Raw genomic sequence first — 19,543 nt, 5'->3', positions numbered from 1 at the left:
GGAGAAAAGCAATGAAAAAAGCTCTCATTTTTTGTTCAGTCCTTATACTCCTAGTCTTAGTAGGAGGAATTTACATCAATCATTCTAAAGGAAAACAAATGGAGCAAAAACAAAATGATCAAATGTTCCATAAGGCGGAGCAGGCAGCTATTACATATTTTAAAGAAAAAAGACATAACGACCTGGTGGTGGAAAAAGCAGATTTTGCGGACCATGGTTTTGATTATATAGAGGTAACGGGGAAGGTGAAAGAAGATAACTCTAAGCAATACGTAGTAAACGTCAGCTACAATGATAACTACCGCGTTACTTCTATTGTAGATATGGATTAAAAACAGATAGAAAATGCTAAAAAAGCACTCACCACAAGTGAGTGCTTTCCTCATTAAATAAACAATCCAACCATAATACCTGTTAAAATCGATCCCATTGTCGCTACTAACAGCATCTTCAATCCGAACTTTGCAACGCGTGAAGCTTGTTCACCGTTGATTGCTTGGATCGTACCAAGAACGATACCAATTGAGCTGAAGTTTGCAAATGAGATTAAGTAAGCTGATACGATACCGACTGTTTTTTCAGAAAGGTGAGGCATCATTTTTTGGAAGTCAAGCATGGCAACGAATTCGTTTGCTACTACTTTTGTTCCCATTACGCCGCCGGCTCTCATCAGTTCGTCTGCCGGGATACCCATAATAAAGGCAATTGGGTAGAAGATATAGCCTAAAATGTCTTGAACCGTTAATCCGATGACACCGTTTAATACGTAGTTCACTAATGCTAAAAGACCAACGTACGTTACAAGCATAGCTGCTACGATTAACGCAACGCGTCCGCCGTCTAGGGCACCGTCACCGATTGCTTCAAACAGCGTGCCTTGCTTAGCAGGCGCTTTAATATCGACTTCGTTTTCATCTTCTACTTTTACTGGTGCAACGATAGAAGAAACGATTAAGCCAGAGAATACGTTTAGCGGAAGAGCAATTAATACGTATTCCGCCGGAATCATCTGCATGTATGCGCCTAGAATTGAACAAGAAACGGATACTAAAGATGTTGTTGTAACGATAAATAAACGGTTTGGTGTTAAACCTCCGATGTGGTTTTTCACCGCAATTAGCGCCGTTGTATCACCAAAAATCATCGCGTTCACGGCTGTGAAGCTTTCAATTTGGGGAAGTCCGGTAATTTTTGAAACAAGTCCTCCGATATATTTGATCCCAAAGGGTAAAATACGAGAGTAGTTTAAAATACTTAATAATGCTGAAACGAATACAATCATAACTAACGTTTGGATAAAGAAAATGCCTTTTCCTGCAAGATCTCCAAACACGAACGAAATTCCGTCGTTACCAAATGATAAGATCTTTGTAAATACACTTGTGATAAAGTCAAGCACCTTGCGACCAATCGATGTATTCATCATAAAAGCAGAGATAGCAAGCTGGATGACAAGCATAACTGCGATGCCTTTATAGTTGATAAGTTTCCTGTCGTTTGACATGAGGAATGCAACTGCTAAGATAATTACAATCCCGATAATTCCCATTAAAATTGACATTTACTTTTCTCCTTACATGTATTCTATATTTATAAAAGAGGGACGTGCATAGAAATGACTATGTAAATCGGCCTCTATTTTATACAAAAACGGAACTTCTACGCCAATTTTGTTAAAAATGGGCAAAATTTTTTAGGCCATTATAAAAAATGACGTAATTGTAAAATAATATTTACTATGTGCTAATATGTAAAAAAACATGCAGAACTGACATAATAACTTATATTTCGACAGCCTCTACTATCTTAAATCATTTTGAACAAAAGAAAAAGGGGAAATGAAGATATTTTTAATATAATTGTGAAATATTTTTAAAAATTTATGATACTTCCGGTTCTTGGAATTACAGCATGAGAAGTAAAAAAGAGACAAAATGACCTATAATACGTTGTTTAAGAGAAATTTTTCCTTTTTAATGATAGAATATTCATGAATAATGACAAAGTAAAAGTACAAAGGAGTTAACAATGAGTAGTATTCAAACCTTTTTTTCAAAGCATCCAAAATGGTCGTACACTGGAAATTTTGTTGTAACACTAGCGTGCGTAGCGGTGTTCCCATCTTTATTTATGCCGACCGTTTCAGGAGTGCTGCTTGGATTTGTCGCAGCTACCGCTATTAATTATGCATTAGGACTTAAGTGGAAACCGCTGAGAGAGCTAACAAGTAAATAAAACGCTCTATAAGTGTGGTAAACTAGTAAAAATGATAAAAGAGGTGTAAACATAATGACAACACCCGAGAGAAGGCTGATTCATTTAGCAACCGGCATGCCCGAACAAATGGCATACGGCTCTGACAAAGAAATGCGGACAGGTATCTGCAAAAAGCAAGTAGACGAAACGTTTTTAGCAAAAGAAGGGTTTCAAGGCGACGGCGTAGCGGACTTAAGGTATCACGGCGGACCCGATCGTGCGGTGTGCGTGTATCCGTATGAGCACTACAAAAAATGGAATGAAGAGTTTGATACGGAGCTGCCAATGTCTGCGTTTGGAGAAAATCTTGTCTTAGCGGGCATGATTGAAAAAGACGTATGCATTGGAGACGTTTATCAAGTGGGAGACGCCGTTATTCAAGTGACGCAAGGGCGAAATCCATGTGATACGATTACAAAGAGAACGGGCGTTAAAGGGATTTTAAAACGAATGATTGAGACAAGCTATACCGGCTATCTTTGCCGCGTGCTGAAAGAAGGTAAGATTACGCAAGACGCGGAAGTGAAATTAATTCAAGCTCATCCGGACCAAGTATCCGTGTGGTTTACGCTTGATTTATATTTCCATCATTCAAAAGATGTAGAAGGAATGCAGCGGGCTTTAGAAGTGGCTGAGCTTGCGGAAGACTGGAAAAATAAATTTCAAACGCGGATTGAAAAGGCGCTTTCTGTCGCGCAGCGATAAAAAGTAAATGCCCTCCAATCGTTAGAACGTATCTAACGATTGGAGGGCATTTTTTTCTTAGAAGCGTCCGTATCCTAAGAAATGATCTTGATAGTAAGAAACATCTAGGTCAGCTACAGCTACACCGTGTGAACCAGCATGAATCATTTGGCCGTTTCCGATGTAGATTCCCATGTGAGATGGGCCGCTTGTGTATGTGTTTTGGAAAAATACTAGATCGCCTGGTTGTGGAGACGAAATTTTTGTCGCCATGTTCCAGTAGTTGGCTACGCTTGTACGTGAAATGCTGTGACCGCTATGGTTGAACACGTATGCGATAAAGCCTGAGCAGTCAAATCCGCTTGGTGTGTTTCCTGCCCATTGGTAAGGTGATCCTACTAAACTACGTGCAACATTTACTGTGCTTCCAGAAGCCGTGCTTGTTGTTGGAGCAGGTGCTGGTGTGCTAGTTTCTTTTGCTGCTGATGTAGATGCAGATGCTGTAGAAGTAGAAGGAGTTGATGTGCTTACACCTTTTACTTGGCTTGCGCTTGGTTTACCTGATGCAATTGTTACGTAGCTTGAGCTTTTTGAAATCCATTTGTTTGGTGCAATTTCAACTAAGCCGTTTGCTTCTTTTAAAATAGCAAACTCTTGACCTTGTGTTGCAGTTCCAACAACTGGAGATGAAAAGCTAGCTCCTTGACGAATATTTAACGCACTCACGTTTACGATGACTTTTTGATTAGTAGTAGTTGCTTGTTGTTGAGGTACGCTTGGCGTTACCTTTTCTTGTACGGGTGCTGGTGCAGCGCCTCCGTCATTTGCACTTGCTGAAGTTGTGCTAAATGTTAGGGCAGCGGGAACAAGTAATGCTGCTAACCCCATATTCATAACTGTACGATTTGCTTTCTTTAGCATGTTCTTTCTCCCTTTCCATAACTTGTTTTATTCACAACTGTGAGTCTATCAATCCTGACAGGAAAAGTAAACATCTAATTCCAAATTACGACATTTTGTAACATAGTTTTAATATTAAAGGGCGATATAAGTAGAATTGTCACCATCTCTGTAATAATTCTGACAATTCATCTAGGTAGAAATGTTTAGGAGATTCATAGATTTATTAGAAAATATGTAAGGAGGATGGAATTTTTCCGTTTTTCCGTTAAAAAAGAGGGTGCAAAATAAAAACCAGCAGCTAAATAGCTGCTGGTTTTTAGGGTTATAGTCCCATTGAAATATATTTCACTTCTAAATAGTCTTCGATGCCGTAATGACTTCCTTCACGGCCAAGACCGCTTTCTTTGAAGCCGCCGAATGGAGCTTGTGCGGCTGATGGAGAGCCGTCGTTTACCCCAACAATTCCGTATTCTAATTCTTCAGAGATATACGTTGCTTCTTTGATGTTTTCTGTGAAAACATATGCCGCCAAGCCGTAAGGGCTGTTGTTTGCTCGTTCGATCGCTTCATCAATTGTTTTAAATGTAGCGACAGGAGCCAGAGGGCCAAACGTTTCATCAAACATACAGTTCATGTCATCAGTTACATTCGTTAAAATAGTCGGTTCCATAAAAAATCCGTTTTCCGTTGTCACGGCTTGTCCGCCGAGAACAATTTCAGCGCCTTTTGCTTTGGCATCTTCAATTTGTTTTTGAACTTTTTCAACGGCTTTTTCGTTGATAAGAGGGCCTACGTCCGTGTCTTTTTCCAAGCCGTTTCCTACTTTTAGCTCAGCTGTTTTTTCTTTGAATTTTTCAACAAACGCTGCTTCAATCGATTCGTGCACGTAAATGCGGTTTGTACAAATACACGTCTGGCCGGCATTAATAAATTTAGATGCGACTGCGCCTTCAACGGCTGCGTCAAGATCAGCGTGTTTTGTGACGATGAACGGGGCATGTCCGCCAAGTTCAAGCGATAATTTTTTGACCGTATCCGCTGCGCCGCGCATTAAATGTTTTCCGACAGCCGTTGAACCTGTGAATGTTAGCTTGCGGATGCGTCCGTCTTTTTGCCACGTATCACCGATTGCTGCTGCGTCTCCTGTTACAATATTTAGTACACCTTTTGGTACGCCGGCTTCTTCTGCCAGTTCAGTCAAGCGAAAAGCGGTAAACGGCGTTTCTTCAGATGGTTTTAACACGATTGTACAGCCTGCAGCAAGAGCCGGAGCTACTTTACGTGTAATCATGGCTGCCGGGAAGTTCCACGGTGTAATCGCTGCAACGACGCCAACCGGCTGTTTTTTTACAGTGATGCGCTTGTTTTCGTAAGGTGCTGGAATCGTTTCTCCGTAGATGCGTTTTCCTTCTTCAGCAAACCAAGCGATATAGTCATTTCCGTATTGAATTTCGCCTTTTGCTTCTTCAACCGGCTTTCCTTGTTCCGTTGTCATAATTTCAGCTAATTCATCTTGATGCTGTTCAATAAGCTGATGCCACTTCATTAAAATGGTACTGCGTTCTTGCGCCGTTTTTTTCGACCACGTTTTAAAAGCTGTCGCCGCCGCATCAGCAGCAGCTGCGGCTTCTTTTTCTCCGCCTTTTGGAATATGGCCGATCACTTCTTTTGTTGCGGGATTTACTACGTCAATTGTGTCTTCAGTCGTTGTCCATTCTCCGTTAATATACAATTTATTTGGGTACATGATGTGTCCTCCTTAGATGTTTTAATTAGTTAAGATGGAATAAAAGAAATAAACTTTTTAGCCGCGGGGGACAAATAGCTGTTTTCTTTCCATGCGATGCCAATTGTCCTCATGCAGTAGGGCTGAATGACTTTAATCAGTTTGAACGTCGTTTTGTCGAGCGAATGGAGGTCTGGCGTCAGCGTGATGCCAAAACCTGTAGAGACGCACGCTAAAATAGAAGAAAGCTCTTCACCTTCAAAAATAACGCGCGGAGTAAAACCGGCTTGTTCGCAAAATGTATCCATCAGCGTACGAAGCCCGTAGCCTGCTTTATAAGTGACAAAGTGCTCATCTTTTAACGACTTTAAATCAAGCTGATCATACTTAGCTAAAGCGTGATTCCGTGAAACCACGATAAAAAGTTCTTCTTTATAAACGGGTTCAACGTTTATCAGTTTGTCCTCGATCGGAATTAACGATACAAAGCCAATATCTGCTTCGCCGGACTGCAGCATACGGATAATGCCGTTTGAGCCCGTTTGAGTTAAACGGTAATCAATGTGAGGGTATTCAGTCTGAAAAGAGTGAATAAGCCCGACCACAAAATCAGATTGAACAAATGCAATCGATAAATGTCCGTATTCAGGATCTGTAAAGTCCTGTAATTCTTGTTTTCCTATTTCAATTTCTTTTAACGCATTTTCCACACGATGAAGAAAAATTTCTCCGTATTTCGTGAGCTTGATATTTCGTCCGATACGTTCAAACAAAGGAACTTCGAGCTCTGCTTCGAGTTTGGCAATCGACCTGCTAAGAGCCGGCTGCGAAATTGCTGCTTGCTCGGCTGCTTTAGAATAGTGCTGAATGCGCGCTAGCGTCTGAAAATACTTTAGCTGATGCCACTCCATAAAACGACTCCTTTAAGCTTTTCTTTGTCATCTGCCTATTTAGCTTATCTACTTTTTTATATTAAATCTATTACCACTTAGTTATTAAAACTATGCATGAAGGTTATAGATAAAAAACGATATCGTCACTGGGAATCCACGTTATCTTTTTCTGGATTAGCTTATAAATAAGAAAGATAAGCTTTCATAAAAGAAAAGAACAAAATCATTATTTATAACTACTATGCATCGATTACATAAAAAACATGCAATTGAAGCGAGTGAAAAAGAGGCGTAGTATACAAGGAGGAATGAACGCGTGAGTCATTTACATTCATATATGTAGGAGTGGTTGTTGTATGAAACAGTCATCATCTTTTATTAACGGGATTCTTTTAGCTGCTCTTGTACTGATTTGGGGATTAACGTGGCCGGTATCGAAGCTGGCGCTTGGGTATTCATCGCCCATTTTGTTATCTGGCGTGAGGTCATTACTTGCAGGAATTGTGTTATTAGCAGTTGCACTGCCACGATATAAACGGCTTCACTGGAAGCAAAACTGGCATAAATACATGGTATCTGGTTTATTTAATGCCATTTTATTCTACGGACTGCAAACGCTCGGACTTATGTTTATGCCAGCGGGTGTCTTCAGCGTGATTGTCTACTTGCAGCCGGTACTCATCGGCATCATTGCATGGCTATGGATTGGAGAAAGCATGAACGCTGTGAAAGTAGGGGGCTTGCTTCTTGGGTTTGTAGGCGTAGCTACTATCAGCATGGGGGAATTATCTGCTAATGCTTCAGCCGTTGGAATTATTCTTGCTGTCCTTACAGCGCTGAGCTGGGCGATTGGAACGGTCTATATCAAACGTATTAGCGACAGTGTAGACGGCATTTGGCTTATTACCATTCAAAGTCTTGTCGGCGGAGTGGTTATGACAGCGACAGGCAGTGGAGTAGAAGGGTGGTCTCATATGGTGTGGAATTCATCATCTGTGCTGCTGCTTTTATTTTTAGCACTGTTTTCCGTTGCCGTTGCGTGGCTTATTTATTTTCATTTAATCAGCCAAGGAGATGCCAGCAAAGTGGCATCGTTTAATTTTCTTGTTCCGATTATTTCAATTGTCATTGGAACACTCTTTTTAGACGAACCGTTTACATCATCACTTCTTGTAGGGTTAGCGCTTATTATTATCAGTATTTATTTAGTGAATAAAAAAGCGAAGAATAAAAAGGCAAGACCTTCTGCTGGAGGAGACCAGGCAGCTTGAAATCACCCATAAAAAAACCGTATTCGCAACTCGAATACGGTTTTTCTTCTATTCAGCAACTTCTGTTTCATTTGCTTTTAGCTTTTCATAGAATACGCCAAGCGAAGTCGTTACATACGGAACAAGCCATAATAACCCGATGCCAAGCGTAATCAAGCTTAAAATTCCCCAGCCGATAAAGCTTAAAACGAGTAAAAAGTAGGTCCACTTGTAGCCGTTCATTAACCGTCTGCTTTCAGTAATAGACTGGTTCACCGAATAATCTGGGTTATCGCGGAATACGTAGTAAGCCTGTGAATAGGCAAGGCTTTTGATGATGCCGGGAATGATTAGTAAAATACTCCACAGCACGGTATAAATAATCGTTAGCAAGTAAAGTCCGAGTGTTCTAAAGTATAATCCCACAGATGAAAACGAATCAAACACGTTTCCTACACGTACACTTTCTCCTCGCACCAGACGCAATAGTACCCAGTAGTAAGAAAAAAAGAGCGGTACGAGCAGCAGAGATACAATATTAGCTAAGGTAGACTGTGAGTATTCGGTTTCAGACCCGCTTGGAAATCCGTTAACAAGAAAGTCAATAAGTCCTGGAATACCGGCAGCAATTAGATACGTAACGAACGTAAGCAGTACGGCGAATCCCCAGCGGTTTTTCAGCGCTGTGAGTGCACCTTGCTTCACTTCTTTTATTCTCATAACTTGATGTCCCCCTCTAGGTGAGTTTATACAGAGAATTTAACCTGTACATTAGTCAATATATTAGCGATTTTTAAATATATGAATGCTTGCACTAATAAGTTGGATAAAGTTTTTAGAGACTTGAAATTTATGGAAAGTCCTTTAAAATGGAAGTATAAGGATATTTTAAGTCGGAAGGAGGGACGGAAATGACGCTTGTGTATTTGCTGATTCTGGCAGTCGTTTATATCTTTCTGGATCTTGCCATGCGAAAGAAGCTGAATACAAAGATGAAAAAAAGCTATTGGAGAAGCTTTAAGGGAAGGCGTCCGCTGTTTATCACACTTGAAATGGTGATGCTTGCTGCGTTTTTAGTGCTGATCTTTGTTATACCTCCAGCCTATACCTCCGTTTTTATGTTTCTTTTCTTTTTTTTCCTGTACGTAATTCGAGGATTTGAAGAATGGAAGTTTGAAAGAAAACAAAAAGAGCACTATCACTCGTGGTTTGGTGCAACTTTTTTCTTGTTTGGGACGTTTATATTACTGATGACAGATATGTAAAACAAAATTGTGAAACGACGAAATGAACCGCGGTTGATTTCCGTGCAAGACTTCGCTTTCCGCGGGCGGCCGGTGAGCCTCCTCGTCGCGTACGCTCCTGCGGGGTCTCACTTGTTCCGTTTTTCCCGCAGGAGTCTTTGTCTTGCCCTCCAATCAACCATTAGAAGCACCTACATATATGAAACAAACCTACATGCACCATATCCATAAAAAAATCCGAACGAATTGGATTCTGCATCAAGAATCAAGTTCGTTCGAATTTTTCTTCAATTAAATAAACTACTTATATACAAGCCTCTTTTTTTACGTAAAGCATTGAACAACTGTGCCTTTATTCTTCTCTACGTTAACACGAGCATACGCGCCGTTAATAAGCGTGAGCTGAGGAGGAAGGTGGCCGCAGTCGATGTCATAGATAACTGGAATATGTAAGTCAGAGGCGAGGTCATGATACACGTCTTCAGCAGTGTAGGAATCAACGGGTTCATTAGCTATGCTTCTGCCAAATAAAATACCCGAGCAGTTATCAAACCAGCCCGCTAGCTTAAGCTGAAGAAGCGAACGGCGAAGGTCTACAGTCGTCAGTTCACAGTTGTCAAAATACCAAATCACCGGTTCAGCAGGAATATGTTTTTCTCGAAAAGCTTTTACATCTCCAAAAGGAGTTCCCGCTAAGTGTCTGATCACGTCGATACATCCTCCAAGCAAGCGCCCTTCGAGGTGAACGTCACGTGACTCTGTATGTTTCCAAGCCGTTTGTTCCGTTAAATGAAACACGCATGGTGACGGGTTATCGTGCTGCCATTCTGTTTGATAATGATCAGAAGAAACTTGAGCCACGCTTTCGCCTTCTTTGGTCGTTAATACCTGCTGCCACATCGCAGTCGTTGGATCCCAGTACTCTCCGCGTAAATCCACAAAGTTCGTTCCATGAGCCGTTGCGATCCCCGTATTAAGTGTAATAGCCAGCAGAAGAACGCTGGTGTCAGAGTAACCAAGCACCCATTTTGTTTTCCATTTTGTAAAGTCAAGATGTTCAAGAATTTCAATGAGCAGCTCGCCTCCCCAAGGCGGGATAAGGATATCAATGTTTTCATCAGTAATCATGGCTTGAAGCTCATTTGCACGTTTTTTAGGAGAAGCAGATTTTGCTTTGTGCTGCGTCCACACGGTTTCTCCGGGTATAACAGAAAAACCTTTTTCCTCCATTCGTTTACGCGATAAAGAAAACATGGAATGAAGAGCTTGAGGTACACCGGAAGACGGTGCGGTTACGCCGATGGTTGGGTTAGATGTAAGAAAAGGATAAGTAATCATAGCGGCCTCCTTCAAAGGTTTTAGCTTATTTTACCAGCGAGAGAAATACGGAACAAGCTTATTTTTTATTTAATTTAGGAAGATTGATAGGTTTTGTAAAAAGAATGCGTATTAATAGATGTAAAAGCAAGGAGAAAGGAGCAATGTCATGGAAGATGACTGGATTGTTGCATGTATAATGCGTAAAAAAGAAAAAGGGCTGGAGCTGTTAATTGATCAGTACGGAGGATTAATTACGGCCATCGTCCGCAAGCATTTAGGCACGTTAAAAAGCTATGAAGAAGAGTGTATAAACGACGTATTATTAGCGGTATGGCACCATATTCACCGCTTTGATTCGGAGAAAAATACGTTTAAAAACTGGGTTGCGGCTGTTGCTAAGTACAAAGCCATCGACTATCAGCGCAAATACATAAAAACGCAGCACGAAGCGCTTGGTGAAGCGGAGTCTGGTGAAACATCAGGAGTTCATAACGTTCAAATAAACGACGTGGAAGAACTTTTAGGTCACTTAAGTGAAGGAGACCGCGAGCTGTTTAAAGCGTATTACTTACAAGAAATTGAGCTTAAGCAAATTGCGAAAAAACAAGAGACCACCATCAGCAATTTATACAACCGGCTGTCGCGCGGACGAAAAAAATTAAAAGCCATTTTTAAATAAGAAATAAGGAGGGACAAAGATGAAAAATCAGTACGACTTATTAAACGGATCGTCTATAGATGTTGATGAATATGAAGAAATCGAGCTAACGGAAAGCGAGAAAAAACGAATGAAAAAGCGCTTAAAACTTGAAATAAAGCCGGTGCGGAAAAAAGCGCGTCCGCTGATTGCCGCTGCGGTGCTGCTGCTTGCTGTAACACCTGTGATGATACAAAACGAAACGGTATGGGCATCGGCTGTGCGAATTAGTCAGCAGCTTGGTCAGCAAATTGAGCTGCTTATGAACAAGCCTGAAGGCAGTTTGAGCAGCTATAAAAAAGCGGTAAATGAAACGGCAACGGACCAAGGCATTCAAGTAAAAGTAAATGAAATGATGCTTGATGACGGACAGGTGCTGCTTGGGTTAACCATTAGCGCAGATGAATTTAGAAGAACGGCACTAGGTCTTAACCGAAACACCCCAATTCGACCGGGAGAGCTGCGCGTGAAAATTGGTAATATGTCGTTTTTTGATTCTGCTTCAAGTATTAGAGAGGAACCAATCAAAAACAAAGACGGAAGCTGGGACTATCTGTACGCTTTAAAATTAACGCAAGCGGACACGAACGGAGACGGGAAAATCGATGTGAAAGGCTACAGCGTGCTAGATCATATTGATCCGAATAAAAACTATCAAATCAGCGCGCAGTTCACGAGCCTCGAATTTGAAAAGAATCCTGGTCAGACGAAAAGCGGGAACTACCGGGATTCGTACGGAGAAATTAAAGGGAATTGGACGGTTCATACAAGCGTAAACGGCTCAAAAATCATCGCTGATACTAAAGTGTATCCGTTAAACAAAGAAATTCCGATTAGCGAAAAGGGAATAGAAGGCGTATTGTCTATTAAAGAAGTTCGCGTATCGCCTGTTTCGATTAAAATGCACTATACGTTTACATCATCAAACGGAAGCATCCGAGGCGGAACGGACGTTGGTGTAGACATAAAAGATCAAAATGGAAGAAATCTTTCTGAAAGCGGCAGTGGAGGAGGAACAGACACAGTGATAGAGATGGACGGAGAGTACCGAAATGATAAGGACGTCACTATGCTTCGATTTATTCCGTATGTAAGTGATTACGAAAAAGACTGGTCAAAAGACTTAACTTCAGACGCCTTTAATTTGAAGGTAAATGACAACTAACACAAATAAAAACCAGAGGCCTGCTTAGCGGGCATCTGGTTTTTTATTAAATATCCATTTTATTTAACAAGCGAAGAAACGTTTGTAATTCTTCATCCGTAAAATGGCTAAGCTTTTCACCGTATTCTTTAGTGAGAACTTTTTCCATTTCTTCTGCAAACGCTTTTCCTTTATCCGTAATCGATAAGTAGACAACGCGGCGGTCTTTTTGACTGCGTACGCGCGTGACAAATTCTCTTTCCATGAGACGGTCGCTGACGCACGTCATGCTGCTGTTTGAGATGTGCATATGCTCGGCAATCTCAGAAACAATATGATTGCCTTCTTTATACAGCAGGCGAAGCGCTAAAAATTCATTTAAAGGAATATATGATTTTAAAGTGGGGATAACCGATAGCTGCATTTTTTTCGTTTGGTTTCGCATCGTGGAAACCACATTTTGGATAAGTTGATCTCGTGTATTCATAGAGGTTGCATGCTCCTTTTTCCGTTCAAACAATTTCTTTTCTTTTCTATTGTACCATATTGTACATAAAGAGAAGCGGCAGGTTTTTTAGAGGGAAAAAGAGAAGTAGTGGGTATCTGTTGCGATAGAAAGGGGCTTGAGTGATGGGAAAGGTAATTGAATTTAAAACGACGCTGCTTCCTTTTGATGGAGCAAAAAAGCTTGTGAACGCAAATAATTCGGAAAGTGACTTACTATACAAAGAATATTATGACCTTGGAGACGGCAAGCAGCTGTGCACGCTTGTGTTTGAACGCTATTTTTTCCGCACCGGCGGCAGAGGATCACTAACCATTATTCTAGAAAATGTGTCGGGTCCAAACAAAGTTAAGTGTATTCCTTCAGGAAGCGCAGAAGGGGTATTAAATATTGACTGGGGAGCAAGCAAAGATTTTGTACGATGGGTCGAAAACGCACTGTCTGCTTATACGCTAGAAGAACCGCAGAGATAAAGGTAAAGCTGGAGAAGGCAATACGCTTCTTCAGCTTTTTTGTGAAGGAAATGACGATTAGAGAAATGAAAAGATGTAAAAGCTACTGTAGAAATAAGAACTTTATGTGGACAATAAGCAATTTTTCTCTTTTTACCGGATAAATGAGTATAATATGAAATTGCAGGAAGACTTCACATTTACATAACAAAGGAGAACAACATAATGAAAAAACTCAGCATCGTATTATTCGTTTTAATGATAGCTATAGTAGGCTGTTCAAAGGCAAATGATTCACGTTCAAAAGAAGTAAAAGGAACGATTGAAGTACCGGAATCCATTCAAGCAAATGAACAAGTCAAGCTTAAAGTCCTTGTGACGCAAGGAGATAAAAAAGTAGAAAACGCAGATGACGTACAGTTCCAAGTTGAAAAAGAAGGCTACATCAATCAAGAAATGACAAAAGCACCGCACGAAGGAAAAGGTGTATACAGCACGGACTATACGTTTAAAGAAGACGGCGAATACATGATTACCGCTCATGTTACGGTAGATGGTGACATGAAAATGTTTACGAAAAAAGTAGAAGTAGGTAAGTCTAAAGAGTAGTACCTTATATAGCCATTTAAAAAGAGAATGCCTTGTGCATTCTCTTTTTTCATAAGGACACTTTAATCTACGTAGTTCGACAGCTCAATCAAATTGTAATCAGGATCTCTTATGTAAACAGAAACAATAGGCCCTACAGCACCTGTACGTTTGACCGGCTCTTCTTCAATGTTTACATTATGTTTTTGTAAGTGACTAATGACGCTTTCAATTTTTTCCTCTGTAATAAAACATAAATCAGCGGAACCCGGAAGAGGATGCTTTGCTTTAGGCTCAAATTCATGTCCTGCTTGATGTAAGTTTATTTTTTGTTCACCAAAACGAAGCGCTACTCTTCCTTCTCCGAACGTTTCTTTTTGCATGCCTAAGATAACCGTATAAAAGTGAATGGTTTTTTCAATGTCTTTTACTGTTAACACAAAATGGTCTAATTTTTTAATCATTTCGTTTCCTCCTGACAATTTAAACGACGGTAGTGCAAGTACTAGGTGAAATCTGAGAGGGTTTTCTATAAATAAGTATATCATTTGTAAAGTGGAGGATAGTCAAAAACAGCTTTATGTCCATTTTTAGTTCAAATGAGCGTTTTATAAATAGCTTATTTTCTAAAATGCTGCGGTTTTTACATCACACATTAAAAATTTATGGAATTTTATGTTAACATTGAGTGGAGAGTAACATTTATTTTCGCAACTCGGTCGGGAAAGTTTGTTGAGTAGATATGCTAAAAATTTAAATACATATAAGAATGGAGATGCTCGTATGTCTATGGGGATACTTTCTTTAATCACTTTTGTTATCTGGTTTGTAGTCATTCAAGAGTTTTTGAAACCCGAAAAGAATCAGAGTAACCGAAAAATAATGATGTTAACATCCGCAGGCTCCTTGCTGACGTTAGCTCTGACCATTTCACTTTTTCAAACACTATAAAAATACCTTGAAAAGCGGTTTTCCGTCTGCTACAAGAAGCGTAATACATGCGGCCCTGAGTTCTTTCGTGATTGTATTGTATGATTTGGTTTTCGGAAAATGATGGGGAAGGGGAGAGTAGAGATTGTGAAGAGGAACTACACATTACTGTTTTATTTTCTGTTTGTATTGTCAATGATAGGCGGTCTAGCGTTAAGAGATACGTTTTCCTATTCAATGATGGTTGGAGGCGGAATAGGGCTCACCTTTCTTTTTTGCTCCGCTTATTCTGCAGAAAAAAAGAAAAAGAAGCATGTGAACTGATGGTTCGCAGGCTTCTTTTTTTATGTTTTTTTGTACGACGATCTTATTTATAAACGCTGGACGGAATTTTAAACGTATGAATGCCGTTAGAATACGGGCCGTACTCATACTCACCAAATATAATGGCAATGCCGCTACTTGTATAGTAAAACTGATCGTCTTTTACATTTACAGACTTAAATTCATTAACCCAGAACTGAGCACCTTTTTTATTACGCGCAATCATTTCATTCCGGATATAGTTATTAACCTTGTTTAACTTAGTGTTGGTGTTAATAATATCTTTTAAGCTAATTTGTCGAGCTTTTAACAAATCGTAATTGTAAGTATCAATCCAAGCGTTGCCGTGAACGCCGCCAGCGTACGCATCATTCGTAACAGCAACACTTAAAATATTATCTTGGTTGTAAGGTACAGAGTATGTCATATTACGAGAATAAGGACCTGGCGCCCAGCCGTTTTTGCGGTCTTCCTTCTCTTGTTCTTTTAGCTCGTTATGTTCTTTTTGTGCTTCTTTCGCAATATTTAAGAACTTTCGATTATAGCTAGCCTCAAATGGTTTATTGATAAGAGCAGATACCTGAGGGTAACTAATGTTGCTTGCTAAAGATTTCTTCGTAACCGTTACTCCTAGTGCTTGAATTTTGTCACTAGGGGCTTTTTCATACTTAATGCTTGATGATTTTTGAGCATAGGTACCCTTTGATACCCCATAAAGACCACCAAATTTACTAGATTCAGAATACACGCGGAATACTTGCCCTTTTGTCACTTTTCTAGCCGCTAATAACTTGTTGTTTTTAATGTTGTAAAGATTCGTGTTCTTTAAAACGGTAACGCGTCCTATTTGCCCTTTAACCAGTTCCTGATTCCCCCACACGACTTTTGCTTCTGCAACGGTTTGGGGTGCAAGCGGTGAAAATAACAAAGCAAAACCTAAAACAACTGCGCTAACTCTTTTGAACATTTTCATAGAAGCCCCCTAAAGTGATTTTTTTAGGCTTTAAAGCTAATTCATACTTTATTTTCCAAAAATCCCATTCACTAGTATAGCACAACTTTACATTTTTTTACTTTTATTAATTCCTTTTTACGTAATTATTTTTCGACTTACTTTTATTAGAAAAAATAGACCAGCACTTACCACTTTATGCCTTCAGCAGAAAGAAGAAAAAAGTCAGTTATTTACCCTGGACTAAAAAATTTTCCTGTGGTAAACTTTCGGTATTATTATAAGTGAAAACTAAAATTTTTAAATAATTGATGCAGACAGGTTCACTTTTCTGCTTAAGCAGAATAGCCTATTACAAATCAACGAGTATATTTTTTCACCTTAAAAGTTGGTCTAACGAAAAAAATATAACCTTGTATAAAAAACAAGAAGGGGTGAAAAATAGATGGCTAGTGTAAAAAATTCTCCGCTGTCTACATTTACGACAGGTGAAACGGTGCAGCTAGAGCGAATTGAAATCGAAGGTGCCTTAAAGCGCCGCTTGTTAGATTTAGGGTTTATTCCAGGAGCCATCATCAAAGTGCTTCAAAAAAGCCCGTTAGGAGATCCTGTTGCTTATCAAGTCAGTCATACAACGATTGGTCTCAGAAAAGAAGAAAGCTCAAAAATTTATGTGAAAAAAGTAGGTGACGACGGTGAGTGAGTATCGCATTGCATTAGCAGGAAATCCGAATACAGGAAAAAGTACGTTATTTAACGGATTAACCGGTCTTAAGCAGCACACGGGAAACTGGACGGGGAAAACTGTAGCCAAAGCAGAAGGGACGTTTGAACATCACCAGCAGCTCTACACAATCGTCGATCTGCCTGGAACGTATTCACTTTATTCAAATTCGGCAGACGAAGAAGTAGCGCGCGATTATATTTTATTTGAAAGACCTGACGTGACGGTTGTTGTGGTCGATGCAACGGCGATGGAACGAAATCTTAATCTAGCTCTGCAGGTAATGGAAATGACGGAAAACGTCGTGATTTGCGTGAACTTAATGGATGAAGCAAAGAAAAAAGGAATTGTGATTAACGAAAAAAAGCTCGCTGAATCGTTAGGCGTACCGGTTGTACCTATATCAGCTCGCAATAAAAAAGGCATTACGAATTTGCTGGATGCGATTGAAGGAGTCGTGCGCGGGGAAGTAAAGCTTACTCCTTACCAGGTGCAGTATACAAAAGAAATTGAAGCGTCACTAAAGGAGCTAGAACCTCAAGTTGCTTCTATGGTAGGAAATCAATTTCCTCTCCGCTGGATTGCTTTACGAGTTCTTGATGGAGACACGTCCTTTTTAGAAACGATTCAGCAGCGTCAGCAAAAAGATATCAGCCACACAGAAAGGAGGAACAGCGCATATGGGAAATCCGTTAACTCCTGAAAACTCATTAGCGATGGAACAGCTAACGCGCTATGCGCAGCAGGCAAAAGAAAAAGATCATCGTTCAAATATGGTGGCAAGCATTTATCAGTCGTCACAGCAAATATGTAAAAAAGCCGTTGTATACGAAGATCGTTCAAAGCTTCAGCGAACGGAGAAATTGGATAAAGTCTTCACTTCGCCAATTTGGGGATTTCCCATTATGCTTGGCATTTTATCGGTGATTTTTTACATCACCATAGCAGGCGCAAACGTTCCTTCTGGATTAATCGCAGATGGGTTTAGCTGGGCAGAAGGATATTTAACAGCTTTCTTTCAAGCGATGCATGCGCCAGAATGGCTGCACGGAATTCTTGTACTAGGACTGTTTCGCGGTACGGGATGGGTCATTAGCGTGATGCTGCCTCCAATGGCCATCTTTTTCCCGGTGTTTGCGCTTTTAGAAAACTATGGCTATTTGCCTCGCGTCGCGTTTAATATGGATCGTTTGTTCAAACGAGCGGGCGCACACGGCAAGCAGTCACTGACGATGGCGATGGGATTTGGATGTAACGCCGCAGCGATTATGTCAACGCGTATTATTGAATCACCCCGTGAACGTATGATGGCGATTTTAACGAATAACTTTGTTCCATGTAACGGCAGATGGCCTACGCTGATTTTGTTAGCTTCTTTATTTATGGCAACAGGCTTTACAGGGAGTGCTAAAACTTTCGTAACGGCGCTTGTTGTAGTGGGAACCGTGTTATTTGGAATTGTTGTGACGCTGTTTGTATCATGGGCACTGTCTAAAACGGCACTGCGCGGAGTACCAACACACTATACGCTCGAGCTTCCGCCTTACCGTAAGCCAAAATTTGTAGATACAATTGTGCGTGCGACGCTGGATAAATCGCTGTTCGTGTTAAAACGCGCGATTATTGTTGCAGCACCCGCAGCGGTATTAACGTGGGTATTGGCTAATATCTATATTGGCGATACGAGTATTTTAATGCACTTTGTTCAGTTTCTTGATCCGTTTGCCAAGACGCTAGGACTAGACGGGTATATACTAGCTGCTTTTATTATTGGCTTGCCCGCTAATGAAATTGTTGTACCAGTTTTACTAATGGCGTATTTATCAACAGGATCATTAATTGAAATTGAAGATGCAACAAGACTCAAACAAATTTTCCTTGATCACCACTGGACGTGGCTAACGGCTCTTAATATGATGCTGTTTTCGCTTCTGCATTTTCCGTGCGGAACAACGCTTGTGAACATTTATAAAGAAACCAAAAATGTTAAGTGGACGTTTCTTGCTTTTGCGATTCCAACAGTGATTGCGATTGGCGTTACGTTTGCGGTTGCTCAAGTAGTAAAAGCGTTGAACCTTATTTAAATATGAAATAAACGTGCAGGGCTTTGCGAAAAGCCCTGTATTTTTTATGAGCTGCTGTTTTAATAGATTTTTAGTTTCCCCACGGGTGATGAATTGATATTTTTTAGATGAAATGGTAATTTATATGGTGTGTATTTCTTTTATGATATGCACAGATTTAACTTCTGGGGGAGAACAACTATGGCAAAAAACAAGGCAGCAGAAACCATCTGCTGGCTGGCAATCCTTGCTCTCCTTATTCTCAGTATCGTAAATGTCGTTTATAAAGGTACAAAACAAACGCTTCTATTTACGAGAGATGAGCTGAAGTCTGGAGAAGTAAGCAAAAGCTGGGAATCGTTTCGAAAAGAGCAGTAGCTGTCACAGCACAAAGCAAAAATAGAAAATTTTCGTTTAACGCTAGATAGAGATCAAAACATATCTTCTATGCGGTTTACAGTGATAGATCCTTCTGATAATAACTCCTATAAAATGTTGGGTTACAGCTCTTGTTTTTCATGTGAAGATCAAGGAGAGGACTGGTTGACGGTTACAAGCGACAAAGTTGATGGAAAGCCTGCTCAATATGACCGATTAATGACCGCAGATGAGTTCTTTTCGAAGGTGGAAATCCTTAACAACCAGCATTTCTTTACAACTAGTCGCTATGCGTACACGCACCTTTATTCTACCGGTGAGTACGAGAATACGAGCTATGACGGTCCTTACTTTGTTCTAGAGGGAACGGAGTTAAAACAACTACAAACCTCTCATTCTTCGAACAAAGATTATCGTGATTACGGCAGCATACAAGTGATTGGCAGCAACAGTTCGGGAAGCTATGAGACAAGCGAGGGTACGACCAAAAGCGTTATCATCAGGTAAAAA

At 40.3% G+C, this 19,543-nt stretch carries 24 protein-coding genes; 14 read left to right on the top strand and 10 right to left on the bottom strand.

Going from position 1 to position 19,543, the window contains the following annotated elements:
- Positions 1 to 11: 11 nt before the first annotated feature.
- The gene (locus NST66_RS17075) at positions 12 to 332 is read left to right on the top strand and encodes a hypothetical protein (protein WP_328172058.1); all 321 of its coding nucleotides are present in this window, start codon (positions 12 to 14) and stop codon (positions 330 to 332) included.
- A gap of 53 nt (positions 333 to 385) precedes the next feature.
- Here the strand turns inward: NST66_RS17075 and NST66_RS17070 are convergent, their stop codons facing one another.
- Entirely contained in the window at positions 386 to 1,561 is a 1,176-nt protein-coding gene (locus NST66_RS17070; RefSeq protein WP_025750788.1) for a NupC/NupG family nucleoside CNT transporter, read from the bottom strand.
- 467 nt (positions 1,562 to 2,028) lie between these two features.
- Between NST66_RS17070 and NST66_RS17065 the strand changes: the two genes are divergently transcribed.
- Together NST66_RS17065 and NST66_RS17060 are read left to right on the top strand one after the other, a co-directional pair.
- A complete protein-coding gene (locus NST66_RS17065; protein ID WP_311264813.1) occupies positions 2,029 to 2,235 on the top strand; it encodes a hypothetical protein in 207 nt (68 codons plus the stop codon).
- 54 nt (positions 2,236 to 2,289) lie between these two features.
- Positions 2,290 to 2,961: an MOSC domain-containing protein gene (locus tag NST66_RS17060; protein WP_340843569.1), complete on the top strand. Its 672-nt coding sequence runs from the start codon at positions 2,290 to 2,292 to the stop codon at positions 2,959 to 2,961.
- 57 nt (positions 2,962 to 3,018) lie between these two features.
- Here NST66_RS17060 and NST66_RS17055 read toward each other — a convergent pair whose 3' ends face one another.
- The 3 genes from NST66_RS17055 to NST66_RS17045 all read right to left on the bottom strand — a co-directional run bounded on the left by NST66_RS17055 (position 3,019) and on the right by NST66_RS17045 (position 6,480).
- The gene (locus NST66_RS17055; protein WP_034267107.1) at positions 3,019 to 3,861 is read right to left on the bottom strand and encodes a C40 family peptidase; all 843 of its coding nucleotides are present in this window, start codon (positions 3,859 to 3,861) and stop codon (positions 3,019 to 3,021) included.
- Between the two features lie 304 nt (positions 3,862 to 4,165).
- Entirely contained in the window at positions 4,166 to 5,590 is a 1,425-nt protein-coding gene (locus tag NST66_RS17050) for an NAD-dependent succinate-semialdehyde dehydrogenase (RefSeq protein ID WP_154991888.1), read from the bottom strand.
- Between the two features lie 29 nt (positions 5,591 to 5,619).
- On the bottom strand, positions 5,620 to 6,480 hold the full coding sequence (locus tag NST66_RS17045) for a LysR family transcriptional regulator (RefSeq protein ID WP_034267104.1): 861 nt from the start codon (positions 6,478 to 6,480) through the stop codon (positions 5,620 to 5,622).
- A gap of 338 nt (positions 6,481 to 6,818) precedes the next feature.
- Here NST66_RS17045 and NST66_RS17040 point away from each other — a divergent pair, with 338 nt between their 5' ends.
- Positions 6,819 to 7,733 carry a DMT family transporter gene (locus NST66_RS17040; RefSeq protein ID WP_098626351.1) on the top strand — a complete coding sequence of 305 codons (915 nt, stop codon included), beginning with the start codon at positions 6,819 to 6,821 and terminating at the stop codon, positions 7,731 to 7,733.
- A gap of 48 nt (positions 7,734 to 7,781) precedes the next feature.
- Here the strand turns inward: NST66_RS17040 and NST66_RS17035 are convergent, their stop codons facing one another.
- Complete coding sequence (locus NST66_RS17035) at positions 7,782 to 8,432, bottom strand: DUF975 family protein (RefSeq protein WP_340843568.1); 651 nt, start codon at positions 8,430 to 8,432, stop codon at positions 7,782 to 7,784.
- A 191-nt stretch (positions 8,433 to 8,623) separates the two neighbouring features.
- On the opposite strand from NST66_RS17035, the gene NST66_RS17030 reads away from it, so the two are divergent.
- Positions 8,624 to 8,977, top strand: coding sequence for a DUF4181 domain-containing protein (locus NST66_RS17030; RefSeq protein ID WP_047750252.1), 354 nt, complete (start codon positions 8,624 to 8,626; stop codon positions 8,975 to 8,977).
- Here the strand turns inward: NST66_RS17030 and NST66_RS17025 are convergent.
- Positions 8,952 to 9,134 carry a hypothetical protein gene (locus tag NST66_RS17025; RefSeq protein ID WP_340843567.1) on the bottom strand — a complete coding sequence of 61 codons (183 nt, stop codon included), beginning with the start codon at positions 9,132 to 9,134 and terminating at the stop codon, positions 8,952 to 8,954. The genes NST66_RS17030 and NST66_RS17025 overlap by 26 nt on opposite strands.
- Positions 9,135 to 9,280: 146 nt before the next feature.
- A complete protein-coding gene (locus NST66_RS17020; protein ID WP_328158937.1) occupies positions 9,281 to 10,294 on the bottom strand; it encodes a S66 family peptidase in 1,014 nt (337 codons plus the stop codon).
- A gap of 148 nt (positions 10,295 to 10,442) precedes the next feature.
- On the opposite strand from NST66_RS17020, the gene NST66_RS17015 reads away from it, so the two are divergent.
- Entirely contained in the window at positions 10,443 to 10,955 is a 513-nt protein-coding gene (locus NST66_RS17015; protein WP_340843566.1) for a sigma-70 family RNA polymerase sigma factor, read from the top strand.
- A gap of 19 nt (positions 10,956 to 10,974) precedes the next feature.
- Positions 10,975 to 12,138: a DUF4179 domain-containing protein gene (locus tag NST66_RS17010; RefSeq protein WP_340843565.1), complete on the top strand. Its 1,164-nt coding sequence runs from the start codon at positions 10,975 to 10,977 to the stop codon at positions 12,136 to 12,138.
- A 46-nt stretch (positions 12,139 to 12,184) separates the two neighbouring features.
- Here NST66_RS17010 and NST66_RS17005 read toward each other — a convergent pair whose 3' ends face one another.
- Positions 12,185 to 12,604 (bottom strand): MarR family winged helix-turn-helix transcriptional regulator, encoded by a 420-nt coding sequence (locus NST66_RS17005; protein ID WP_016765035.1) that lies wholly within the window; start codon positions 12,602 to 12,604, stop codon positions 12,185 to 12,187.
- Positions 12,605 to 12,747: 143 nt separating this feature from the next.
- Between NST66_RS17005 and NST66_RS17000 the strand changes: the two genes are divergently transcribed.
- Both NST66_RS17000 and NST66_RS16995 read left to right on the top strand, forming a co-directional pair.
- On the top strand, positions 12,748 to 13,095 hold the full coding sequence (locus NST66_RS17000; RefSeq protein ID WP_028414741.1) for a DUF6054 family protein: 348 nt from the start codon (positions 12,748 to 12,750) through the stop codon (positions 13,093 to 13,095).
- Between the two features lie 204 nt (positions 13,096 to 13,299).
- Positions 13,300 to 13,683, top strand: a complete 384-nt coding sequence (locus NST66_RS16995; RefSeq protein WP_028414740.1) for a FixH family protein — start codon at positions 13,300 to 13,302, stop codon at positions 13,681 to 13,683.
- A 62-nt stretch (positions 13,684 to 13,745) separates the two neighbouring features.
- Here NST66_RS16995 and NST66_RS16990 read toward each other — a convergent pair whose 3' ends face one another.
- Positions 13,746 to 14,126 carry a VOC family protein gene (locus tag NST66_RS16990; protein ID WP_340843564.1) on the bottom strand — a complete coding sequence of 127 codons (381 nt, stop codon included), beginning with the start codon at positions 14,124 to 14,126 and terminating at the stop codon, positions 13,746 to 13,748.
- An 833-nt stretch (positions 14,127 to 14,959) separates the two neighbouring features.
- Positions 14,960 to 15,889 (bottom strand): DUF3298 and DUF4163 domain-containing protein, encoded by a 930-nt coding sequence (locus NST66_RS16985; RefSeq protein WP_340843563.1) that lies wholly within the window; start codon positions 15,887 to 15,889, stop codon positions 14,960 to 14,962.
- A 424-nt stretch (positions 15,890 to 16,313) separates the two neighbouring features.
- On the opposite strand from NST66_RS16985, the gene NST66_RS16980 reads away from it, so the two are divergent.
- The 5 genes from NST66_RS16980 (at position 16,314) to NST66_RS16960 (ending at position 19,540) form a co-directional block, all read left to right on the top strand.
- On the top strand, positions 16,314 to 16,571 hold the full coding sequence (locus NST66_RS16980) for a FeoA family protein (protein WP_098627654.1): 258 nt from the start codon (positions 16,314 to 16,316) through the stop codon (positions 16,569 to 16,571).
- Positions 16,564 to 17,295, top strand: coding sequence for a FeoB small GTPase domain-containing protein (locus tag NST66_RS16975; RefSeq protein WP_340843562.1), 732 nt, complete (start codon positions 16,564 to 16,566; stop codon positions 17,293 to 17,295). Before NST66_RS16980 ends, NST66_RS16975 begins: the two co-directional genes overlap by 8 nt.
- A 13-nt stretch (positions 17,296 to 17,308) precedes the next feature.
- Positions 17,309 to 18,676 carry a nucleoside recognition domain-containing protein gene (locus tag NST66_RS16970; protein ID WP_445326393.1) on the top strand — a complete coding sequence of 456 codons (1,368 nt, stop codon included), beginning with the start codon at positions 17,309 to 17,311 and terminating at the stop codon, positions 18,674 to 18,676.
- Positions 18,677 to 18,856: 180 nt separating this feature from the next.
- On the top strand, positions 18,857 to 19,033 hold the full coding sequence (locus tag NST66_RS16965; RefSeq protein WP_340843560.1) for a hypothetical protein: 177 nt from the start codon (positions 18,857 to 18,859) through the stop codon (positions 19,031 to 19,033).
- Between the two features lie 165 nt (positions 19,034 to 19,198).
- A complete protein-coding gene (locus tag NST66_RS16960) occupies positions 19,199 to 19,540 on the top strand; it encodes a hypothetical protein (RefSeq protein WP_340843559.1) in 342 nt (113 codons plus the stop codon).
- The last annotated feature ends 3 nt before the right edge of the window (positions 19,541 to 19,543 follow it).

Origin of the sequence: Priestia sp. FSL W8-0524, assembly GCF_038005965.1 — a bacterium.
Lineage (GTDB): Bacteria > Bacillota > Bacilli > Bacillales > Bacillaceae_H > Priestia > Priestia zanthoxyli.
The sequence above is the reverse complement of the archived record's forward strand: the minus strand, read 5'-3'. Positions and strand labels throughout refer to the sequence as shown.